This window comes from Nonomuraea sp. NPDC049649, assembly GCF_040675175.1.
GTDB lineage: Bacteria > Actinomycetota > Actinomycetes > Streptosporangiales > Streptosporangiaceae > Nonomuraea.
Window position 1 is genome coordinate 1 of sequence record NZ_JBFAOH010000023.1, and the last position, 17471, is coordinate 17471.

23 protein-coding genes are annotated in these 17471 nt (G+C 66.8%); all 23 read left to right on the top strand.

Features of this window, described 5'->3' with window-relative positions:
- Window positions 1–213, top strand: a 213-nt coding sequence (locus AB0J42_RS25315) for a hypothetical protein (RefSeq protein ID WP_175600297.1), incomplete at its 5' end; no start/stop codon positions are given.
- 17 nt (window positions 214–230) lie between these two features.
- Entirely contained in the window at window positions 231–4106 is a 3876-nt protein-coding gene (locus AB0J42_RS25320) for a DNA-directed RNA polymerase subunit beta' (RefSeq protein WP_364298497.1), read from the top strand.
- 473 nt (window positions 4107–4579) lie between these two features.
- Window positions 4580–4954: a 30S ribosomal protein S12 gene (rpsL, locus tag AB0J42_RS25325; protein WP_364298499.1), complete on the top strand. Its 375-nt coding sequence runs from the start codon at window positions 4580–4582 to the stop codon at window positions 4952–4954.
- A gap of 2 nt (window positions 4955–4956) precedes the next feature.
- Window positions 4957–5427 (top strand): 30S ribosomal protein S7, encoded by a 471-nt coding sequence (rpsG, locus tag AB0J42_RS25330; RefSeq protein WP_364068667.1) that lies wholly within the window; start codon window positions 4957–4959, stop codon window positions 5425–5427.
- Between the two features lie 39 nt (window positions 5428–5466).
- The gene (gene fusA, locus AB0J42_RS25335; protein WP_364298501.1) at window positions 5467–7566 is read left to right on the top strand and encodes an elongation factor G; all 2100 of its coding nucleotides are present in this window, start codon (window positions 5467–5469) and stop codon (window positions 7564–7566) included.
- A gap of 111 nt (window positions 7567–7677) precedes the next feature.
- On the top strand, window positions 7678–8871 hold the full coding sequence (gene tuf / locus AB0J42_RS25340) for an elongation factor Tu (RefSeq protein ID WP_364298503.1): 1194 nt from the start codon (window positions 7678–7680) through the stop codon (window positions 8869–8871).
- A 265-nt stretch (window positions 8872–9136) separates the two neighbouring features.
- Window positions 9137–9445: a 30S ribosomal protein S10 gene (gene rpsJ / locus AB0J42_RS25345; RefSeq protein ID WP_030912931.1), complete on the top strand. Its 309-nt coding sequence runs from the start codon at window positions 9137–9139 to the stop codon at window positions 9443–9445.
- A 14-nt stretch (window positions 9446–9459) separates the two neighbouring features.
- On the top strand, window positions 9460–10113 hold the full coding sequence (gene rplC / locus AB0J42_RS25350; RefSeq protein ID WP_364298505.1) for a 50S ribosomal protein L3: 654 nt from the start codon (window positions 9460–9462) through the stop codon (window positions 10111–10113).
- Window positions 10110–10766, top strand: a complete 657-nt coding sequence (gene rplD / locus AB0J42_RS25355) for a 50S ribosomal protein L4 (protein ID WP_364298507.1) — start codon at window positions 10110–10112, stop codon at window positions 10764–10766. Before rplC ends, rplD begins: the two co-directional genes overlap by 4 nt.
- A 38-nt stretch (window positions 10767–10804) precedes the next feature.
- Window positions 10805–11107: a 50S ribosomal protein L23 gene (gene rplW, locus AB0J42_RS25360; RefSeq protein WP_364298690.1), complete on the top strand. Its 303-nt coding sequence runs from the start codon at window positions 10805–10807 to the stop codon at window positions 11105–11107.
- A 215-nt stretch (window positions 11108–11322) separates the two neighbouring features.
- The gene (gene rplB / locus AB0J42_RS25365) at window positions 11323–12156 is read left to right on the top strand and encodes a 50S ribosomal protein L2 (RefSeq protein ID WP_364298509.1); all 834 of its coding nucleotides are present in this window, start codon (window positions 11323–11325) and stop codon (window positions 12154–12156) included.
- A gap of 11 nt (window positions 12157–12167) precedes the next feature.
- Window positions 12168–12446 (top strand): 30S ribosomal protein S19, encoded by a 279-nt coding sequence (rpsS, locus tag AB0J42_RS25370; RefSeq protein ID WP_364298511.1) that lies wholly within the window; start codon window positions 12168–12170, stop codon window positions 12444–12446.
- Between the two features lie 29 nt (window positions 12447–12475).
- Window positions 12476–12829, top strand: a complete 354-nt coding sequence (rplV, locus tag AB0J42_RS25375) for a 50S ribosomal protein L22 (protein ID WP_364298513.1) — start codon at window positions 12476–12478, stop codon at window positions 12827–12829.
- Window positions 12829–13653, top strand: a complete 825-nt coding sequence (gene rpsC, locus AB0J42_RS25380) for a 30S ribosomal protein S3 (RefSeq protein WP_364298515.1) — start codon at window positions 12829–12831, stop codon at window positions 13651–13653. The genes rplV and rpsC overlap by 1 nt, the downstream gene beginning before the upstream one ends.
- A 2-nt stretch (window positions 13654–13655) precedes the next feature.
- Window positions 13656–14075: a 50S ribosomal protein L16 gene (rplP, locus tag AB0J42_RS25385; protein ID WP_364298517.1), complete on the top strand. Its 420-nt coding sequence runs from the start codon at window positions 13656–13658 to the stop codon at window positions 14073–14075.
- On the top strand, window positions 14075–14311 hold the full coding sequence (rpmC, locus tag AB0J42_RS25390) for a 50S ribosomal protein L29 (RefSeq protein ID WP_364298519.1): 237 nt from the start codon (window positions 14075–14077) through the stop codon (window positions 14309–14311). The genes rplP and rpmC overlap by 1 nt, the downstream gene beginning before the upstream one ends.
- A complete protein-coding gene (gene rpsQ, locus AB0J42_RS25395; protein WP_364298521.1) occupies window positions 14304–14615 on the top strand; it encodes a 30S ribosomal protein S17 in 312 nt (103 codons plus the stop codon). The genes rpmC and rpsQ overlap by 8 nt, the downstream gene beginning before the upstream one ends.
- A gap of 256 nt (window positions 14616–14871) precedes the next feature.
- The gene (gene rplN / locus AB0J42_RS25400; RefSeq protein WP_148036785.1) at window positions 14872–15243 is read left to right on the top strand and encodes a 50S ribosomal protein L14; all 372 of its coding nucleotides are present in this window, start codon (window positions 14872–14874) and stop codon (window positions 15241–15243) included.
- Window positions 15243–15563 carry a 50S ribosomal protein L24 gene (gene rplX / locus AB0J42_RS25405; RefSeq protein WP_364298523.1) on the top strand — a complete coding sequence of 107 codons (321 nt, stop codon included), beginning with the start codon at window positions 15243–15245 and terminating at the stop codon, window positions 15561–15563. The genes rplN and rplX overlap by 1 nt, the downstream gene beginning before the upstream one ends.
- Window positions 15563–16138 (top strand): 50S ribosomal protein L5, encoded by a 576-nt coding sequence (gene rplE / locus AB0J42_RS25410; protein WP_364298525.1) that lies wholly within the window; start codon window positions 15563–15565, stop codon window positions 16136–16138. The genes rplX and rplE overlap by 1 nt, the downstream gene beginning before the upstream one ends.
- Before the next feature lie 5 nt (window positions 16139–16143).
- Window positions 16144–16329, top strand: a complete 186-nt coding sequence (locus AB0J42_RS25415) for a type Z 30S ribosomal protein S14 (protein WP_364298527.1) — start codon at window positions 16144–16146, stop codon at window positions 16327–16329.
- A 184-nt stretch (window positions 16330–16513) separates the two neighbouring features.
- Window positions 16514–16912: a 30S ribosomal protein S8 gene (rpsH, locus tag AB0J42_RS25420; protein ID WP_364298529.1), complete on the top strand. Its 399-nt coding sequence runs from the start codon at window positions 16514–16516 to the stop codon at window positions 16910–16912.
- Between the two features lie 16 nt (window positions 16913–16928).
- Window positions 16929–17471, top strand: coding sequence for a 50S ribosomal protein L6 (gene rplF, locus AB0J42_RS25425; RefSeq protein ID WP_364298531.1), 543 nt, complete (start codon window positions 16929–16931; stop codon window positions 17469–17471).

Here is a 17471-nt window from a genome sequence, read left to right on the forward strand (position 1 = left end):
GTCAAGGGCGAGAACATTCCCGAGCCGGGTATTCCGGAGTCCTTCAAGGTCCTCATCAAGGAGATGCAGTCGCTCTGCCTCAACGTCGAGGTGCTCTCCAGCGACGGCATGTCCATCGAGATGCGCGACACGGACGAGGACGTCTTCCGCGCGGCGGAGGAACTCGGCATCGATCTGTCCCGGCGTGAGCCGAGCAGCGTGGAAGAAGTCTGAGGGGGAGATCGCACAAAATGCTGGACGTCAACTTCTTCGACGAGCTTCGGATCGGGCTGGCGACGGCCGACGATATCCGTCAGTGGTCGCACGGCGAGGTCAAGAAGCCCGAGACCATCAACTACCGGACCCTCAAGCCGGAAAAGGACGGGCTCTTCTGCGAGAAGATCTTCGGTCCGACCCGCGACTGGGAGTGCTACTGCGGTAAGTACAAGCGGGTCCGCTTCAAGGGCATCATCTGTGAGCGCTGCGGCGTCGAGGTGACCCGGGCCAAGGTGCGGCGTGAGCGGATGGGCCACATCGAGCTGGCCGCTCCGGTCACCCACATCTGGTACTTCAAGGGCGTCCCGTCGCGTCTGGGCTACCTGCTCGACCTGGCCCCGAAGGACCTGGAGAAGGTCATTTACTTCGCGGCGTACATGATCACGCATGTCGACACCGAGATGCGTGAGCGTGACCTGCCCTCGCTGGAGGCGAAGATCTCCGTCGAGCGGCAGCACATCGAGCAGCGCCGTGACGCCGACGTCGAGGCCCGGCAGAAGAAGCTTGAGAGCGACCTGGCCGAGCTGGAGGCCGCCGGCGCCAAGGGCGACCAGCGCCGTAAGGTGCGCGAGGGCGCCGAGCGCGAGATGCGCCAGATCCGCGACCGGGCCCAGCGCGAGCTGGACCGGCTCGAGGAGGTCTGGAGCCGCTTCAAGAACCTCAAGGTCCAGGACCTGGAGGGCGACGAGCTGCTCTACCGCGAGATGCGCGACCGTTTCGGCCGCTACTTCAAGGGCGGCATGGGCGCGCAGGCCATCCAGGACCGGCTCGCCAGCTTCGACCTGGAGGCCGAGGCGGAGAACCTGCGCGAGACGATCCGCAGCGGCAAGGGCCAGAAGAAGGCCCGCGCGCTCAAGCGGCTCAAGGTGGTGTCGGCGTTCCTCAACACCACCAACTCGCCGCGCGGCATGGTCCTCGACTGCATTCCGGTCATTCCGCCGGACCTGCGCCCGATGGTGCAGCTCGACGGTGGCCGGTTCGCGACCTCCGACCTGAACGACCTCTACCGCCGGGTCATCAACCGCAACAACCGCCTCAAGCGGCTTCTCGACCTCGGTGCGCCCGAGATCATCGTGAACAACGAGAAGCGGATGCTGCAGGAGGCCGTCGACGCGCTGTTCGACAACGGCCGTCGTGGCCGCCCGGTCACCGGCCCCGGCAACCGCCCGCTGAAGTCGCTCAGCGACATGCTCAAGGGCAAGCAGGGCCGCTTCCGGCAGAACCTGCTGGGCAAGCGTGTCGACTACTCCGGCCGTTCGGTCATCGTCGTCGGCCCGCAGCTCAAGCTGCACCAGTGCGGCCTGCCCAAGCAGATGGCGCTGGAGCTGTTCAAGCCGTTCGTGATGAAGAGGCTCGTGGACCTCAACCACGCGCAGAACATCAAGTCGGCCAAGCGGATGGTCGAGCGCGCCCGCCCGGTCGTGTGGGACGTGCTCGAAGAGGTCATCACCGAGCACCCGGTGCTGCTCAACCGCGCGCCCACGCTCCACCGCCTGGGCATCCAGGCGTTCGAGCCGCAGCTCGTGGAGGGCAAGGCCATCCAGATCCACCCGCTCGTCTGCACGGCGTTCAACGCGGACTTCGACGGCGACCAGATGGCCGTGCACCTGCCGCTGTCGGCTGAGGCCCAGGCCGAGGCACGCATCCTGATGCTCTCGACCAACAACATCCTCAAGCCGGCCGACGGCAAGCCCGTGACGATGCCGACCCAGGACATGGTCATCGGCCTCTACTGGCTGACGACCATGAAGGAGGGCGCGCTGGGCGAGGGCCGCGTGTTCGGCTCGGTGGCCGAGGCACAGATGGCCTTCGACCGCCGCGAGCTCGACATCCAGGCCAAGATCCAGGTCCGGCTCCGGGATGTCCTGCCGCCGCGTGACTGGGTCGCGCCCGAGGGCTGGGAGCAGGGCGACCCGATTCGCCTTGAGACGACGTTCGGCCGCTGCCTGTTCAACCAGACGCTGCCGATGAGCTACCCGTTCGTCAACTTCCAGGTCGGCAAGAAGCAGCTGTCCACGATCGTGAACGAGCTGGCGGAGACCTACCCGAAGATCGAGGTCGCCAACTCGCTCGACGCGCTCAAGGACGCCGGCTTCCGCTGGGCGACCCGCTCCGGCGTCACGATCTCGATCGAGGACGTCGTCGCGCCGCCCAACAAGACCGAGATCATGGAGAGCTACGAGCGCCGCGCCGACAAGGTGCAGCGCGAGTACGAGCGTGGCCTGATCACCGACGAGGAGCGCCGTCAGGAGCTCATCGAGATCTGGACGCACGCCACGGCCGACGTCGAGACCGACATGGTCAACGCCTTCCCGGCGACCAACCCGGTCTGGATGATGGTCAACTCCGGCGCCCGCGGTAACAAGATGCAGGTGCGTCAGATCGCCGGCATCCGCGGCCTGGTGTCCAACACCAAGGGTGAGACGATCCCGCGGCCGATCAAGGCCTCGTTCCGCGAGGGCCTGTCGGTGCTGGAGTACTTCATCTCCACCCACGGACAGCGGAAGGGTCTGGCCGACACCGCGCTGCGGACGGCCGACTCGGGTTACCTCACCCGTCGTCTGGTCGACGTGGCGCAGGACGTCATCGTCCGCGAGATCGACTGCGGCACCGACCGCGCGGTCCCGCTGGCGGTCGGCGAGCGCGACGCGGCGGGCAACCTGGTCAAGGCCGAGAACGCCGAGTCCAACGTGCACGGCCGCATCCTGGCCGAGGACGTCGAGGTCGACGGCAAGGTCATCGTGTCGGCCGGCACCGACATCAACGACCTGCACGTCACCAAGCTGGTCGAGGCCGGCGTGGAGACCGTCCGCACCCGCAGCGCGCTCGTCTGCGAGGCGAAGATCGGTGTCTGCGCCACCTGCTACGGCCGTTCGCTGGCGACCGGCAAGCTCGTGGACGTCGGCGAGGCGGTCGGCATCATCGCCGCCCAGTCGATCGGTGAGCCCGGCACGCAGCTGACGATGCGTACCTTCCACACCGGTGGTGTGGCGGGCGCCGACATCACCCACGGTCTGCCCCGAGTCCAGGAGCTGTTCGAGGCGCGCATCCCCAAGGGTGTCGCCCCGATCTCCGAGGCGGAGGGCCGGGTCCGCATCGACGAGACGGACAAGGCACGCAAGGTCGTCATCATCCCGGACGACGGCTCCGAGGAGATCGCCTACCCGGTCTCGATGCGGGCGCGCCTGCTGGTCTTCGACGGCGACCACGTCAAGGTGGGCCAGCAGCTCGTGGCCGGTGCGGTCAACCCGAACGAGGTGCTGCGCATCCTCGGCCCGCGGGCCGTGCAGCTGCACCTGGTGGCGGAGGTCCAGCAGGTCTACCGCTCGCAGGGTGTGTCGATCCACGACAAGCACATCGAGATAATCGTGCGGCAGATGCTCAAGCGCGTGAACGTGCTGGAGTCCGGTGACACCGACCTGCTGCCCGGTGAGCTCGTCGAGCGGCCGCGGTTCGAGCAGATCAACCGCGAGACCGTCGCCGAGGGCGGCGCCCCGGCGGCCGGACGCCCGGTGCTCATGGGCATCACCAAGGCGTCGCTGGCCACCGAGTCCTGGCTGTCGGCGGCCTCCTTCCAGGAGACGACCAGGGTCCTGACGGACGCGGCGATCCACGCCAAGTCCGACTCGCTCCTGGGCCTGAAGGAGAACGTCATCATCGGTAAGCTCATCCCGGCCGGCACGGGCATGCCCCAGTACCGCAACATCCGGGTGGAGCCGACCGAGGAGGCCAAGGCCGCCATGTACACCGTGGGCGGCTACGACGGTTCCGCGGCGGACTACACGTTCGGCACCGGCAGCGGCGAGGCCGTGCCGCTGGAGGAGTACGACTTCGGTCAGTACAACCGGTAAGACGAGCCGTGGGTGAGCGCCCGGATCCCGCAGGGGGTCCGGGCGCTCGCTCGTTCCGGGGCGAATTGTCACCTTCGCGCCGCGAGATGTTCTTGGTATGGTCGGCGGCAGACCAGATCTCGCTATATCATGAGTGGCGAGCAGTAGCCGGGCCCATGGTGGGTAGGGGCCACGCGACATCCGGAGCGGTAAGGGTTACAAGCCTTGCCGCGCCGTTTTGACGTGTCGCGGGGTCCTGGTAACCTAAACCATCGTGCCCGTAGTTTGCGGGCTCTCGATCGTGCGCTCTTTTATGGCAGCGCAGGTCGACTTCCTAGCTCGTGGCCCTCGCGGATGTGTCAGTGCGGACAGCGCGCGACACGCCCGAGCGCGGGGGCGTGGAGACGAGGGACAATCCGCAGGTCATGACACCGGCAGTGCCTGCGAATTGTGACAACTGACGTAACACCGGCCAGGCACGAAACGGAGTGGCAGTGCCCACTATTCAGCAGTTGGTCCGCAAGGGCCGGCAGGACAAGGTGACGGCGTCCAAGACGCCTGCCCTCAAGGGGAGTCCGCAGCGGCGGGGTGTGTGCCAGCGCGTCTACACCACGACTCCCAAGAAGCCCAACTCGGCACTGCGCAAGGTGGCCCGTGTGCGGCTCACCAACGGCATCGAGGTCACGGCCTACATCCCCGGTGTGGGCCACAACCTGCAGGAGCACTCCATCGTGCTCGTGCGTGGCGGTCGTGTGAAGGACCTGCCGGGTGTTCGCTACAAGATCATCCGTGGTTCGCTCGACACTCAGGGTGTCCGCAACCGCAAGCAGGCCCGTAGCCGTTACGGCGCGAAGAAGGAGAAGAGCTAACTATGCCTCGCAAGGGTTCTCCTGGCCGCCGTCAGCTCATGGCTGACCCGGTTTACAGCTCCCCGCTGGTCACCGCGCTGATCAACAAGGTTCTTCTGGACGGCAAGCGTTCGATCGCGCAGTCGATCGTCTACGGCGCCCTTGAGGGCTGCCGCGAGAAGACGGGCAACGACCCTGTCGTCACGCTGAAGCGCGCGCTCGACAACGTCAAGCCGACCCTCGAGGTCCGCAGCCGTCGTGTCGGTGGTGCGACCTACCAGGTGCCGGTCGAGGTGCGTGCCGCGCGCAGCACCACCCTGGCGCTGCGCTGGCTCGTGCAGTACGCGCGCGCCCGCCGCGAGAAGACCATGACCGAGCGCCTCATGAACGAGCTCCTCGACGCCAGCAACGGTCTCGGGGCGAGCGTGAAGAAGCGCGAGGACACCCACAAGATGGCCGAGTCCAACAAGGCCTTCGCCCACTACCGCTGGTAAACCCGGCGGGTTCGACGAGACGACGAGGACGCGAAGAAAGTGGCCACCACGACCGCACTTGACCTGGCCAAGGTCCGCAACATCGGGATCATGGCCCATATCGACGCGGGCAAGACAACCACGACCGAGCGCATCCTGTTCTACACCGGCATCAACTACAAGCTCGGCGAGACCCACGAGGGCTCGGCGACGATGGACTGGATGGAGCAGGAGCAGGAGCGCGGCATCACGATTACGTCGGCCGCGACCACCTGCATCTGGGACGGTCACACGATCAACATCATCGACACCCCGGGCCACGTCGACTTCACCATCGAGGTCGAGCGCTCGCTGCGTGTCCTCGACGGCGCCGTGGCAGTGTTCGACGGGGTCGCGGGTGTCGAGCCCCAGTCGGAGACGGTGTGGCGTCAGGCTGACGGCTACAACGTCCCGCGCATCTGCTTCGTGAACAAGATGGACCGGGTCGGCGCGGAGTTCCACCGCTGCGTCGACATGATGATCAACCGGCTCGGCGCCACGCCGGCCGTGATCCAGCTTCCGTGGGGCGTTGAGGCCGACTTCAAGGGCGTCATCGACCTCATCAGGATGAAGGCCCTCATCTGGAGCGCCGACGCGGCCAAGGGCGAGATGTACGACGTCGTCGACATCCCGGCCGACCACGCCGACGCCGCCCGTGAGTGGCGCGACAAGCTGGTCGAGACCGTCGCCGAGAACGACGACGAGCTCATGGAGCTCTTCCTGGAGGGCACCGAGCCCACCGAGGAGCAGCTGATCGCGGCCCTGCGCCGCGCCACGATCTCGGGTGCGGTCAACCCGGTGCTGTGCGGCACCGCGTTCAAGAACAAGGGCGTGCAGCCTCTGCTCGACGCGATCGTCGCCTTCCTCCCGGCGCCCACGGACATACCGGCAATAAAGGGTCACGCCGTTGGCGACGAGAGCGTTGCGATGGAGCGTCACGCGGACCCGAAGGAGCCGTTCTCGGCTCTGGCCTTCAAGATCGCGAGCGACCCGCACCTGGGCAAGATCACCTACATCCGCGTCTACTCGGGCACGCTCGAGGCCGGTTCACAGGTCATCAACTCTGTGAAGGGCAAGAAGGAGCGGATCGGCAAGATCTACCAGATGCACGCCAACAAGCGCGAGGAGCGCTCGGTGGCGGTCGCCGGTCAGATCGTCGCGGTGATGGGCCTCAAGGACACCACCACCGGCGACACCCTGTCCGACCCGGTCAAGCAGGTCGTGCTCGAGTCGATGACGTTCCCGGCTCCGGTCATCAACGTCGCGATCGAGCCCAAGACCAAGGGCGACCAGGAGAAGCTGTCGACCGCGATCCAGCGGCTGGCCGAGGAGGACCCGTCCTTCCAGGTCCGCCGTGACGAGGAGACCGGCCAGACGGTCATCTGGGGCATGGGCGAGCTTCACCTCGAGGTCCTGGTCGACCGGATGCGCCGCGAGTTCAAGGTCGAGGCGAACGTCGGCCGTCCGCAGGTCGCCTACCGCGAGACCATTCGCCGCAAGGTGGAGAAGGTCGACTACACCCACAAGAAGCAGACCGGTGGTTCCGGTCAGTTCGCGCGGGTCATCATCGACCTCGAGCCGCTGGGCGAGGGCAACGACGGTTACGAGTTCGAGAACAAGGTCACGGGTGGCCGTGTGCCGCGGGAGTACATCCCGTCGGTCGACGCGGGCGCCCAGGAGGCCGCCGAGTTCGGCGTGCTGGCCGGCTACCCGATGGTGGGCGTGAAGGTGACGCTCCAGGACGGTGCCGCGCACGACGTCGACTCCTCGGAGATGGCGTTCAAGATCGCTGGCTCGATGGCCTTCAAGGAGGCCGCGCGCAAGGCTGACGCCGTGCTCCTCGAGCCGATGATGGCCGTCGAGGTCACCACGCCCGAGGACTACATGGGTGACGTCATCGGCGACCTCAACGGTCGCCGGGGGCAGATCCAGGCGATGGACGAGCGGGCCGGCGCCCGCGTCGTCAAGGCGCTCGTACCGCTGTCTGAGATGTTCGGCTACGTGGGTGACCTGCGTAGCAAGACGCAGGGGCGGGCGAGCTACAGCATGCAGTTCGACTCCTACGCGGAGGTGCCGCCCGGCATCGCCAAGGAGATCGTCGCGAAGGCCCGGGGCGAGTAGCTTCGGTCCCTGGTGGGACGGCTGACAGGCCGTCCCACCGCCTAGGGGTTCGGGATCACCCGGGCCCGAGTGTGTAGACGAAAGTCAGTCAGATTCTCAAGGAGAGAACCAGTGGGCAAGGCCAAGTTCGAGCGGACCAAGCCGCACCTGAACATCGGCACCATTGGGCATATCGACCACGGTAAGACCACACTGACCGCGGCGATCACCAAGGTGCTCCACGACCGTTTCCCCGAGCTGAACGCTGCGACGCCGTTCGACAAGATCGACAAGGCGCCGGAGGAGAAGGCCCGCGGGATCACGATCTCCATTTCGCACGTCGAGTACCAGACCCAGAAGCGCCACTACGCCCACGTGGACTGCCCGGGTCACGCCGACTACGTGAAGAACATGATCACCGGTGCCGCCCAGATGGACGGCGCCATCCTCGTGGTCGCCGCCACCGACGGCCCGATGCCGCAGACGAAGGAGCACGTCCTCCTGGCCCGCCAGGTCGGCGTTCCCTACATCGTCGTGGCCCTCAACAAGTCCGACATGGTCGACGACGAGGAGATCCTCGAGCTCGTCGAGCTGGAGGTCCGTGAGCTCCTGTCCGCGCAGGAGTTCCCCGGCGACGACGTTCCGGTCGTGCGCGTCTCCGCGCTCAAGGCCCTCGAGGGCGACGAGAAGTGGGCCGACAGCATCGTCGAGCTCATGAACGCCGTCGACGAGAACGTGCCGGAGCCGCCGCGGGAGACGGACAAGCCGTTCCTCATGCCGGTCGAGGACGTCTTCTCGATCACCGGCCGCGGCACCGTCGTCACCGGCCGGATCGAGCGCGGCGTCGTCAAGGTCAACGAGCAGGTCGACATCATCGGCATAAAGCCGGAGAAGACGACGACCACCGTCACCAGCATCGAGATGTTCAACAAGATGCTCGACGAGGGTCACGCCGGCGACAACGCCGCCCTGCTGCTCCGCGGCATCAAGCGCGACGACGTCGAGCGCGGCCAGTGCATCATCAAGCCGGGCACGACCACCCCGCACACCGAGTTCGAGGGCCAGGTCTACATCCTGTCCAAGGACGAGGGCGGCCGCCACACGCCGTTCTTCAACAACTACCGCCCGCAGTTCTACTTCCGTACGACTGACGTGACCGGTGTCGTGCACCTCCCCGAGGGCACCGAGATGGTCATGCCGGGCGACAACACCGAAATGCGCGTTGAGCTGATCCAGCCCATCGCCATGGAGGAAGGCCTGAAGTTCGCGATCCGTGAGGGTGGCCGCACCGTCGGCGCCGGCCGGGTCACGAAGATCATCAAGTAGCACGACCGCGGGGCGGCGGTCGGCCCCCGAAGAAGGGGCCGACCGCCGCACCACGACCGGGGCGGGCGGCTGTGCAGCGGCCCGGCCCGCGGCTCCACGAGAAAGCCGTGATTCAGCAGTTCCTTCGGGACTACAACCGAAGTAACTGCCGGATCACGGAAGGAACGGCAGATCCACGCGTCTGTCACGTGGGGCCACACGCACCGAAAGCGGCATAAGCCGCACGATACTTTTTCTGACGACAGCGAAGGACACCGAGGCCACTATGGCGGGACAGAAGATCCGCATCCGGCTTAAGGCCTATGACCATGAGGTCATCGACGTTTCGGCCAAGAAGATCGTCGAGACGGTGACGCGGACTGGCGCGAAGGTCGCGGGCCCGGTGCCGCTGCCGACCGAGAAGAACGTGTACTGCGTCATCCGCTCGCCGCACAAGTACAAGGACAGCCGCGAGCACTTCGAGATGCGTACGCACAAGCGGTTGATTGACATCATCGACCCGACGCCCAAGACCGTCGACTCGCTCATGCGGCTCGACCTCCCCGCGGGCGTCGACATTTCGATCAAGCTCTGAGGGAACGCACTGACATGGCTAAGACGATCAAGGGCGTCCTGGGCAAGAAGCTCGGCATGACCCAGGTCTTCGACGCGGACAACCGGCTGGTTCCGGTGACCGTGGTCGAGGCCGGTCCGTGCGTGGTGACCCGCGTCCGCACCCCCGAGAAGGACGGCTACTCCGCCATCCAGCTCGGCTACGGGCAGGTCGACCCGCGGAAGGTCAACAAGCCGCTCGGCGACTACCTGCGTAAGCACAACATCACGCCGCGCCGCTACTTCGCGGAGGTCCGCACGGACGACGCGAGCGACTACGAGATCGGCCAGGAGCTGCTGGCTGACACCTTCGAAGCCGGCCAGTACGTCGACGTCACTGGCAAGAGCAAGGGCAAGGGCTTCGCCGGTGTCATGAAGCGCCACGGCTTCGGCGGTCTGAGTGCGTCGCACGGCACGCAGCGCAAGCACCGGTCGCCTGGTTCCATCGGTGGCTGCGCCACCCCGGGCCGCGTTTTCAGGGGCACTCGCATGGCGGGGCGGATGGGTAACGTCCGCACGACCGTGCAGAGCCTGAAGGTTCACGCCGTGGACGCCGAGAAGGGTCTGCTCCTTATCAAGGGTGCGATCCCCGGCGCCAACGGCAGCCTGGTCCTCGTCCGCACCGCTGCCAAGAAGGGGGCCGCGAAGTGACCAGCATCGACGTGCTCGACGCGAGCGGCGCCAAGACCGGCTCCGTCGAGCTGCCCGAAGACATCTTCGGCGCGAAGGTCAACGTCCCGCTGATCCACCAGGTTGTGGTGGCGCAGCAGGCGGCGCGCCGGCAGGGCACTCACAAGACCAAGTCCCGCGGCGAGGTCCGCGGTGGCGGCAAGAAGCCGTACCGGCAGAAGGGCACCGGCCGCGCCCGTCAGGGCTCGACCCGTGCGCCGCAGTTCACCGGCGGTGGTGTCGTCCACGGCCCGACGCCGCGCGACTACTCGCAGCGGACGCCCAAGAAGATGAAGGCCGCCGCGCTGCGCGGTGCCCTGTCCGACAGGGCGGCCGCGGGCCGCGTCCACGTGGTGAGCAGCCTGGTCCAGGGCGAGACGCCGAAGACCAAGGCCGCCCTCCAGGCGCTGCGCACCGTCACCCAGGCTAAGACCGTGCTCGTCGTCGTCGACGAGTCCGACGAGCTGACCTGGCTGAGCCTGCGCAACGCGCCTGAGGTCCACCTGCTGGACTCGGGGCAGCTCAACACCTACGACGTGCTCTGCAACGACGCCGTGGTCTTCACCCAGGAGGCCTACGACCAGGTCGTGGCCCGGCTGTCGGCGGGCGCTCGCACTGAGAAGGAAGACGCCTGATGGACAACACCGGTCAGCCGGTCGCGCGTAAGACGACCATGGAGCGGGTCTCCGACCCGCGCGACGTCATCATCAAGCCGGTGGTCTCCGAGAAGAGCTACGGCCTGATCGACGAGAACAACAAGTACACCTTTCTGGTGAAGAACACCGCGAACAAGACCGAGATCAAGATCGCGGTCGAGAAGATCTTCGGGGTCAAGGTCACCGGGGTGAACACGATCAACCGGCAGGGCAAGCGCAAGCGGACCCGGACCGGTTTCGGCAAGCGTCCCGACACCAAGCGCGCGATCGTGAGCTTGGCAGACGGCGATCGGATCGACATCTTCGGGCAGATCGGCTGACCTGATCAGCCGCGCGGGGGGTTCCGCCCCCCGCGTGCCCCCGGGGGTCGCCCTCGGCGACCAGGACCGGGTGCTGCGCACGAATGGTCAATTCGGAACCTGCGGTTTCGACTGGCGGAGCCCGAGGGCTCTGGCATTTGAACGCGGGGCGCTTGACAGGAAATGAGAGATCCGGCTCTCCGGGGCCGGATTCCGACGAAGGATGAACGAAAAAGATGGGCATCCGTAAGTACAAGCCGACGACCCCGGGTCGCCGCGGGGCGAGTGTCTCGGACTTCTCCGAGATCACCCGTAGCGAGCCCGAGAAGTCGCTGCTTGCACCCCTGCACAACAAGGGCGGCCGTAACGTACACGGCCGGGTCACCGCGCGCCACCAGGGCGGCGGTCACAAGCGCGCCTACCGGATCATCGACTTCCGCAGGCACGACAAGGACGGCATTCCGGCCAAGGTCGCTCACATCGAGTACGACCCCAACCGCACCGCCAATATCGCGCTGCTGCACTACGCCGACGGCGAGAAGCGCTACATCATCGCGCCCAGCGGTCTCCAGCAGGGCGACCGGGTGGAGAACGGCCCCTCGGCCGACATCAAGCCCGGCAACTGCCTGCCGCTGCGCAACATCCCGACCGGTACCTTCATCCACGCGGTGGAGCTCCGTCCCGGCGGCGGCGCCAAGCTCGGCCGCTCCGCGGGCGCGCAGATCCAGCTGCTCGCCAAGGAGGGCCTGTACGCCACGCTGCGCATGCCCTCGGGCGAGATGCGCATGGTGGACGTCCGCTGCCGCGCGACGGTGGGCCAGGTCGGCAACGCCGAGCAGGCCAACATCAGTTGGGGCAAGGCCGGACGCATGCGGTGGAAGGGCAAGCGCCCGTCCGTCCGCGGTGTCGCCATGAACCCGGTCGACCACCCGCACGGTGGTGGTGAGGGCAAGACCTCCGGTGGTCGCCACCCGGTGAACCCCAAGGGCAAGCCCGAGGGCCGCACCCGCCAGCCCAACAAGGCCAGCGACCGCCTGATCATTCGCCGGCGTAGCAAGAAGAAGCGGTAGGAGCAGCCAGAATGCCACGTAGCCTTAAGAAGGGCCCTTTCGTCGACGACCACCTGGCCAAGAAGGTGGCGGTGCAGAACGAGAAGGGCACCAAGAACGTCATCAAGACGTGGTCGCGGCGCTCCATGATCGTTCCCGACATGCTCGGGCACACGATCGCCGTGCACGACGGCCGCAAGCACGTCCCGGTGTTCATCACCGAGGCGATGATCGGCCACAAGCTCGGAGAGTTCGCGCCGCCGCGGACCTTCCGCAGCCACGTCAAGGAAGACCGCCGCAGCCGGCGATAGACAGCCTTCAGAAGTAAGAGGAGTAAGCGATGGAAGCCAGGGCTCAGGCGCGGTTCGTCCGCGTCACGCCCCAGAAGGCCCGCCGCGTGGTGGACCTTATTCGCGGGCTGCCCGCTTCGGAGGCGCAGGCCGTGCTGCAGTTCGCTCCCCAGTCGGCGAGCGAGCCTGTTTACAAGGTGCTCTCGAGCGCGATGGCGAACGCGGAGCACAACTTCGATCTCGACCCTCAGTCGCTGGTCGTCAGCCGCGCGTGGGTCGATGAGGGCCCGACCCTGAAGCGGTTCCGGCCGCGTGCGCAGGGTCGCGCCTATCGGATCAACAAGCGGACGAGCCACATCACCGTGATCGTGGAGTCCCGCGAGCCGAAGGGAAGGACCCGATAGTGGGCCAGAAGGTTAACCCGCACGGGTTCCGCCTCGGCATCACGACCGACTTCAAGAGCCGGTGGTACGCCGACAAGCTGTACAAGTCGTACGTGGCCGAGGACGTGGCGATCCGTCGCATGCTGCAGAGGGGCATGGAGCGGGCCGGCATCTCCAAGGTGGAGATCGAGCGTACGACCGACCGCGTCCAGGTCGACATCCACACCGCGCGTCCGGGCATCGTCATCGGCCGCCGCGGCGCGGAGGCCGACCGCATCCGCGGCGACCTGGAGAAGCTGACCAAGAAGCAGGTCCAGCTCAACATCCTCGAGGTGAAGAACCCCGAGACCGACGCCCAGCTCGTCGCGCAGGGCGTGGCCGAGCAGCTGTCCAGCCGCGTCTCGTTCCGGCGTGCCATGCGCAAGGCCATGCAGTCGGCCATGAAGAGCGGCGCCAAGGGCATCCGGGTGCAGTGCTCGGGCCGTCTGGGCGGCGCTGAGATGTCGAGGTCGGAGTTCTACCGCGAGGGCCGGGTGCCGCTGCACACGCTCCGCGCGGACATCGACTACGGCTTCTACGAGGCCCGTACCACCTTCGGCCGGATCGGCGTGAAGGTGTGGATCTACAAGGGCGAGGCCCCGACCAGCCGCGCCGAGCGCGAGGCGGCCGCCGCAGGCGCCCGTGCCGGCCAGCGCCGTGACCGGGACGACCGGAGGGGCGGCGACCGTCCGCGCCGTTCCGGCGCCCGTCGTGGCCGCGGCGACCGTGCCCCCAGGACTGAGGCGGCCGCTCAGGCCGCCCCCGAGACCGGCCCGGCCGCGCAGCCGGGTGCTGAAGGGAGCTGACCATGCTGATCCCGCGCAGGGTCAAGCACCGCAAGCAGCACCGGCCCGACCGCAGCGGAGTCGCCAAGGGCGGCACCAGGGTCGTGTTCGGCGAGTACGGCATTCAGGCGCTTGATCACGGCTACGTGACCAACCGCCAGATCGAGGCCGCTCGTATCGCCATGACGCGTCACATCCGCCGTGGTGGGAAGGTGTGGATCAACATCTACCCCGACCGCCCGCTCACGAAGAAGCCCGCCGAGACCCGGATGGGTTCCGGTAAGGGCTCGCCCGAGTGGTGGGTCGCCAACGTCAAGCCCGGACGCGTGATGTTCGAGCTTGCCGGCGTCGGGGAGTCGGTGGCGCGCGAAGCTCTGCAGCGCGCGATGCACAAGCTGCCGATGAAGTGCAAGATCGTAAAGCGTGAAGTGGGTGAGGCGTGATGGCTAAGGGCCTGACCGCCGGAGAGCTGCGGCTCGAGGACGAGGAAGCTCTCGTCCAGAAGCTGAAGGAGGCGAAGGAGGAACTGTTCAACCTCCGCTTCCAGGCGGCGACCGGTCAGTTGGAGAGCCACGGGCGGCTGCGTGCCGTCCGCCGCGAGATCGCCCGTATCTACACCGTGATGCGCGAGCGGGAGCTCGGCATCGTCACGGTCGAGAAGGAGTCGAGCGATGGCTGAGACCGAGACCACCGAGACCAGCACCGAGACCGGAGCCGAGGCCGCCGAGCGCGGCCGTAGCTTCCGCAAGGTCCGTGAGGGCCTGGTCGTCAGCGACAAGATGGACAAGACCGTCGTCGTCGCCGTCGAGGACCGGGTCAAGCACCGGCTGTACGGCAAGGTCATCCGCCGTACGACCAAGTACAAGGCGCACGACGAGTCCAACGCCTGCGGCGTGGGCGACCGTGTGCTTCTGATGGAGACCCGCCCTCTCTCCGCCACCAAGCGGTGGAGGGTCGTGGAGATCCTCGAGAAGGCCAAGTAGGCCGCCTCGGATAGATCGCGTCTCGTGGGGGTCACACCCCATGACGGCGTCCAAGGACGCGGGGCCGGCAGGCCTCGCGTCGCCTGCGGTGCGGCCTCAGGAGGCTGGTGCTCCGGGCCCCGGGAACCTTCGGGTTCCCTGGGGCCCGGAGGCCGTGCCTGCTGCGGTACGTAGCCGGGGGACCAAGACCATTTCAGGTTCCGCCAGGCTCAGTCGGGAGACCGGGTGAGAACCGGCGCGACTAACAGGAGTTAACGTGATCCAGCAGGAGTCGCGGCTCAAGGTCGCCGACAACACGGGTGCCAAGGAGATTCTCTGCATCCGTGTGCTCGGTGGCTCTGGCCGACGCTACGCCGGTATCGGCGACGTCATCGTCGCCACCGTCAAGGACGCCCTCCCGGGCAGCACGGGCGTCAAGAAGGGCGATGTGGTGAGAGCCGTCATCGTCCGCACCGCCAAGGAGCGCCGCCGGCCCGACGGCTCCTACATCCGGTTCGACGAGAACGCCGCCGTGATCATCAAGGACAGCGGCGACCCTCGCGGCACTCGTATCTTCGGCCCGGTCGGCCGTGAGCTGCGCGACAAGAAGTTCATGCGCATCATCTCGCTCGCTCCGGAGGTGCTGTAATGCCGAAGCTCCACGTCAAGAAGGGTGACCTGGTCACGGTCATCGCCGGCAAGGACAAGGGCGCCAAGGGCCGCATCATCGCCACGCTGCCGCGCGAGGACCGCGTGGTGGTCGAGGGCGTCAACATGATCACGAAGCACTCGAAGGAGACCGACCAGGGTCCGCGCGGCGCCAAGTCCGGCGGCGTGCAGACCATGGAAGCTCCGATCCACGTGAGCAACGTGAAGAAGGTCAAGGACGACAGCCCGAAGGGCAAGGCCGCCGACAAGCCCGCCGACAAGAAGGCTGAGAAGGCCGACGAGACGGGTGAGGACAGCTGATGACTGCTACGACCACTGAGACCGAGCGCCCGACGCCGCGCCTCAAGACGAAGTACCGCGAGGAGATCGCGGCCAAGCTTCGCGAGGAGTTCGGCATCCAGAACGTCATGGAGACGCCGGGCCTGGTGAAGATCAAGGTCAACATGGGTGTCGGCGAGGCGGCCCGCGACTCGAAGCTGATCGAGGGCGCCGTCCGCGACCTGACCGCGATCACCGGCCAGAAGCCGGCCGTCGTCCGCGCCCGCCGGTCCATCGCCCAGTTCAAGCTGCGCGAGGGCATGCCGATCGGTGCGCACGTCACGCTCCGCGGCGACCGGATGTGGGAGTTCCTCGACAGGCTGCTGTCGCTGGCGCTGCCCCGGATCCGTGACTTCCGCGGCCTGTCGCCGAAGCAGTTCGACGGCAACGGCAACTACACCTTCGGCCTGACCGAGCAGGTCATGTTCCACGAGGTCGACCAGGACAAGGTCGACCGGCCGCGGGGCATGGACATCACGATCGTGACCACGGCGAAGAACGACGACCAGGGCCGGGCGCTGCTGAAGCACCTCGGCTTCCCCTTCAAGGAGGCCTGATTCAGATGGCGAAGAAGTCTCTGATCGCCAAGGCGGCGCGCAAGCCGAAGTTCAAGGTGCGGGCCTACACCCGCTGCTCGCGCTGCGGGCGCCCGCGTGCCGTCTACCGGAAGTTCGGCCTGTGCCGGGTGTGCTTCCGCGAGATGGCCCACCGGGGCGAGCTGCCTGGCATCACCAAGGCCAGCTGGTAGTTACCCTAGGGGGCGGCGTGTGTCGCCCCCTCCGGGGTGACCACCCGCTCCACATATTCCGTAAGTCAGACCCCGGGAGCTCGCGCAGAGGGCTCCCATGACCACGCCGAAGGTCCACCGGCAGAGCAGTGCGCGTCACTGACACTCGGCCGACTGGAAACCGCGGCGAGGAAGGCCACTGGCCATGACGATGACCGACCCGATCGCAGACATGCTCACACGTCTGCGTAATGCGAACTCGGCGTACCACGACAGCGTGTCGATGCCGTACTCGAAGATCAAGGCACACATCGCCGAGATCCTCCAGCAGGAGGGTTACATTCAGTCCTGGAGCGTCGAAGACGCCAAGGTCGGCAAGAACCTCGTGGTGGAGCTCAAGTTCGGGCCGAGCCGTGAGCGTTCGCTCGCGGGCCTGCGCCGGGTGTCCAAGCCCGGTCTGCGGGTTTACGCCAAGAAGGACAACCTGCCTCGAGTCCTCGGTGGGCTGGGCGTCGCGATCATCTCGACGTCTCACGGCCTCATGACCGACAAGCAGGCCGGCAAGCGTGGTGTGGGCGGGGAAGTCCTCGCCTACGTCTGGTAGAGGGGAGGAACACAGCATGTCGAGAATCGGACGGCTGCCCATCCCTGTGCCCAGCGGCGTAGACATCACGATCAACGGTCAGGATGTCCAGGTCAAGGGCCCGAAGGGCACGCTCACCCACACGGTCGTCGAGCCCATCAAGGTGGCTCGCGACGAGGACGGCACCATTCAGGTCTCCCGTCCCAACGACGAGAACAAGGTCCGTGCGCTGCACGGGCTCTCGCGGACGCTGATCGCCAACATGGTGCAGGGCGTGACGCAGGGCTACTCGAAGTCCCTGGAGATCGTCGGTGTCGGTTACCGCGTCCAGGCCAAGGGGCCCAAGCAGCTGGAGTTCTCGCTGGGCTTCAGCCACCCGGTGATCGTGGACGCCCCCGAGGGCATCTCCTTCCGCGTCGAGAAGCCGACCCTGTTCCACGTGGACGGCATCGACAAGCAGAAGGTCGGCGAGGTCGCCGCGAACATCCGCAAGCTGCGCCGGCCTGACCCCTACAAGGGCAAGGGCGTGCGCTACCAGGGCGAACAGATCCGCCGCAAGGTCGGAAAGGCTGGTAAGTAG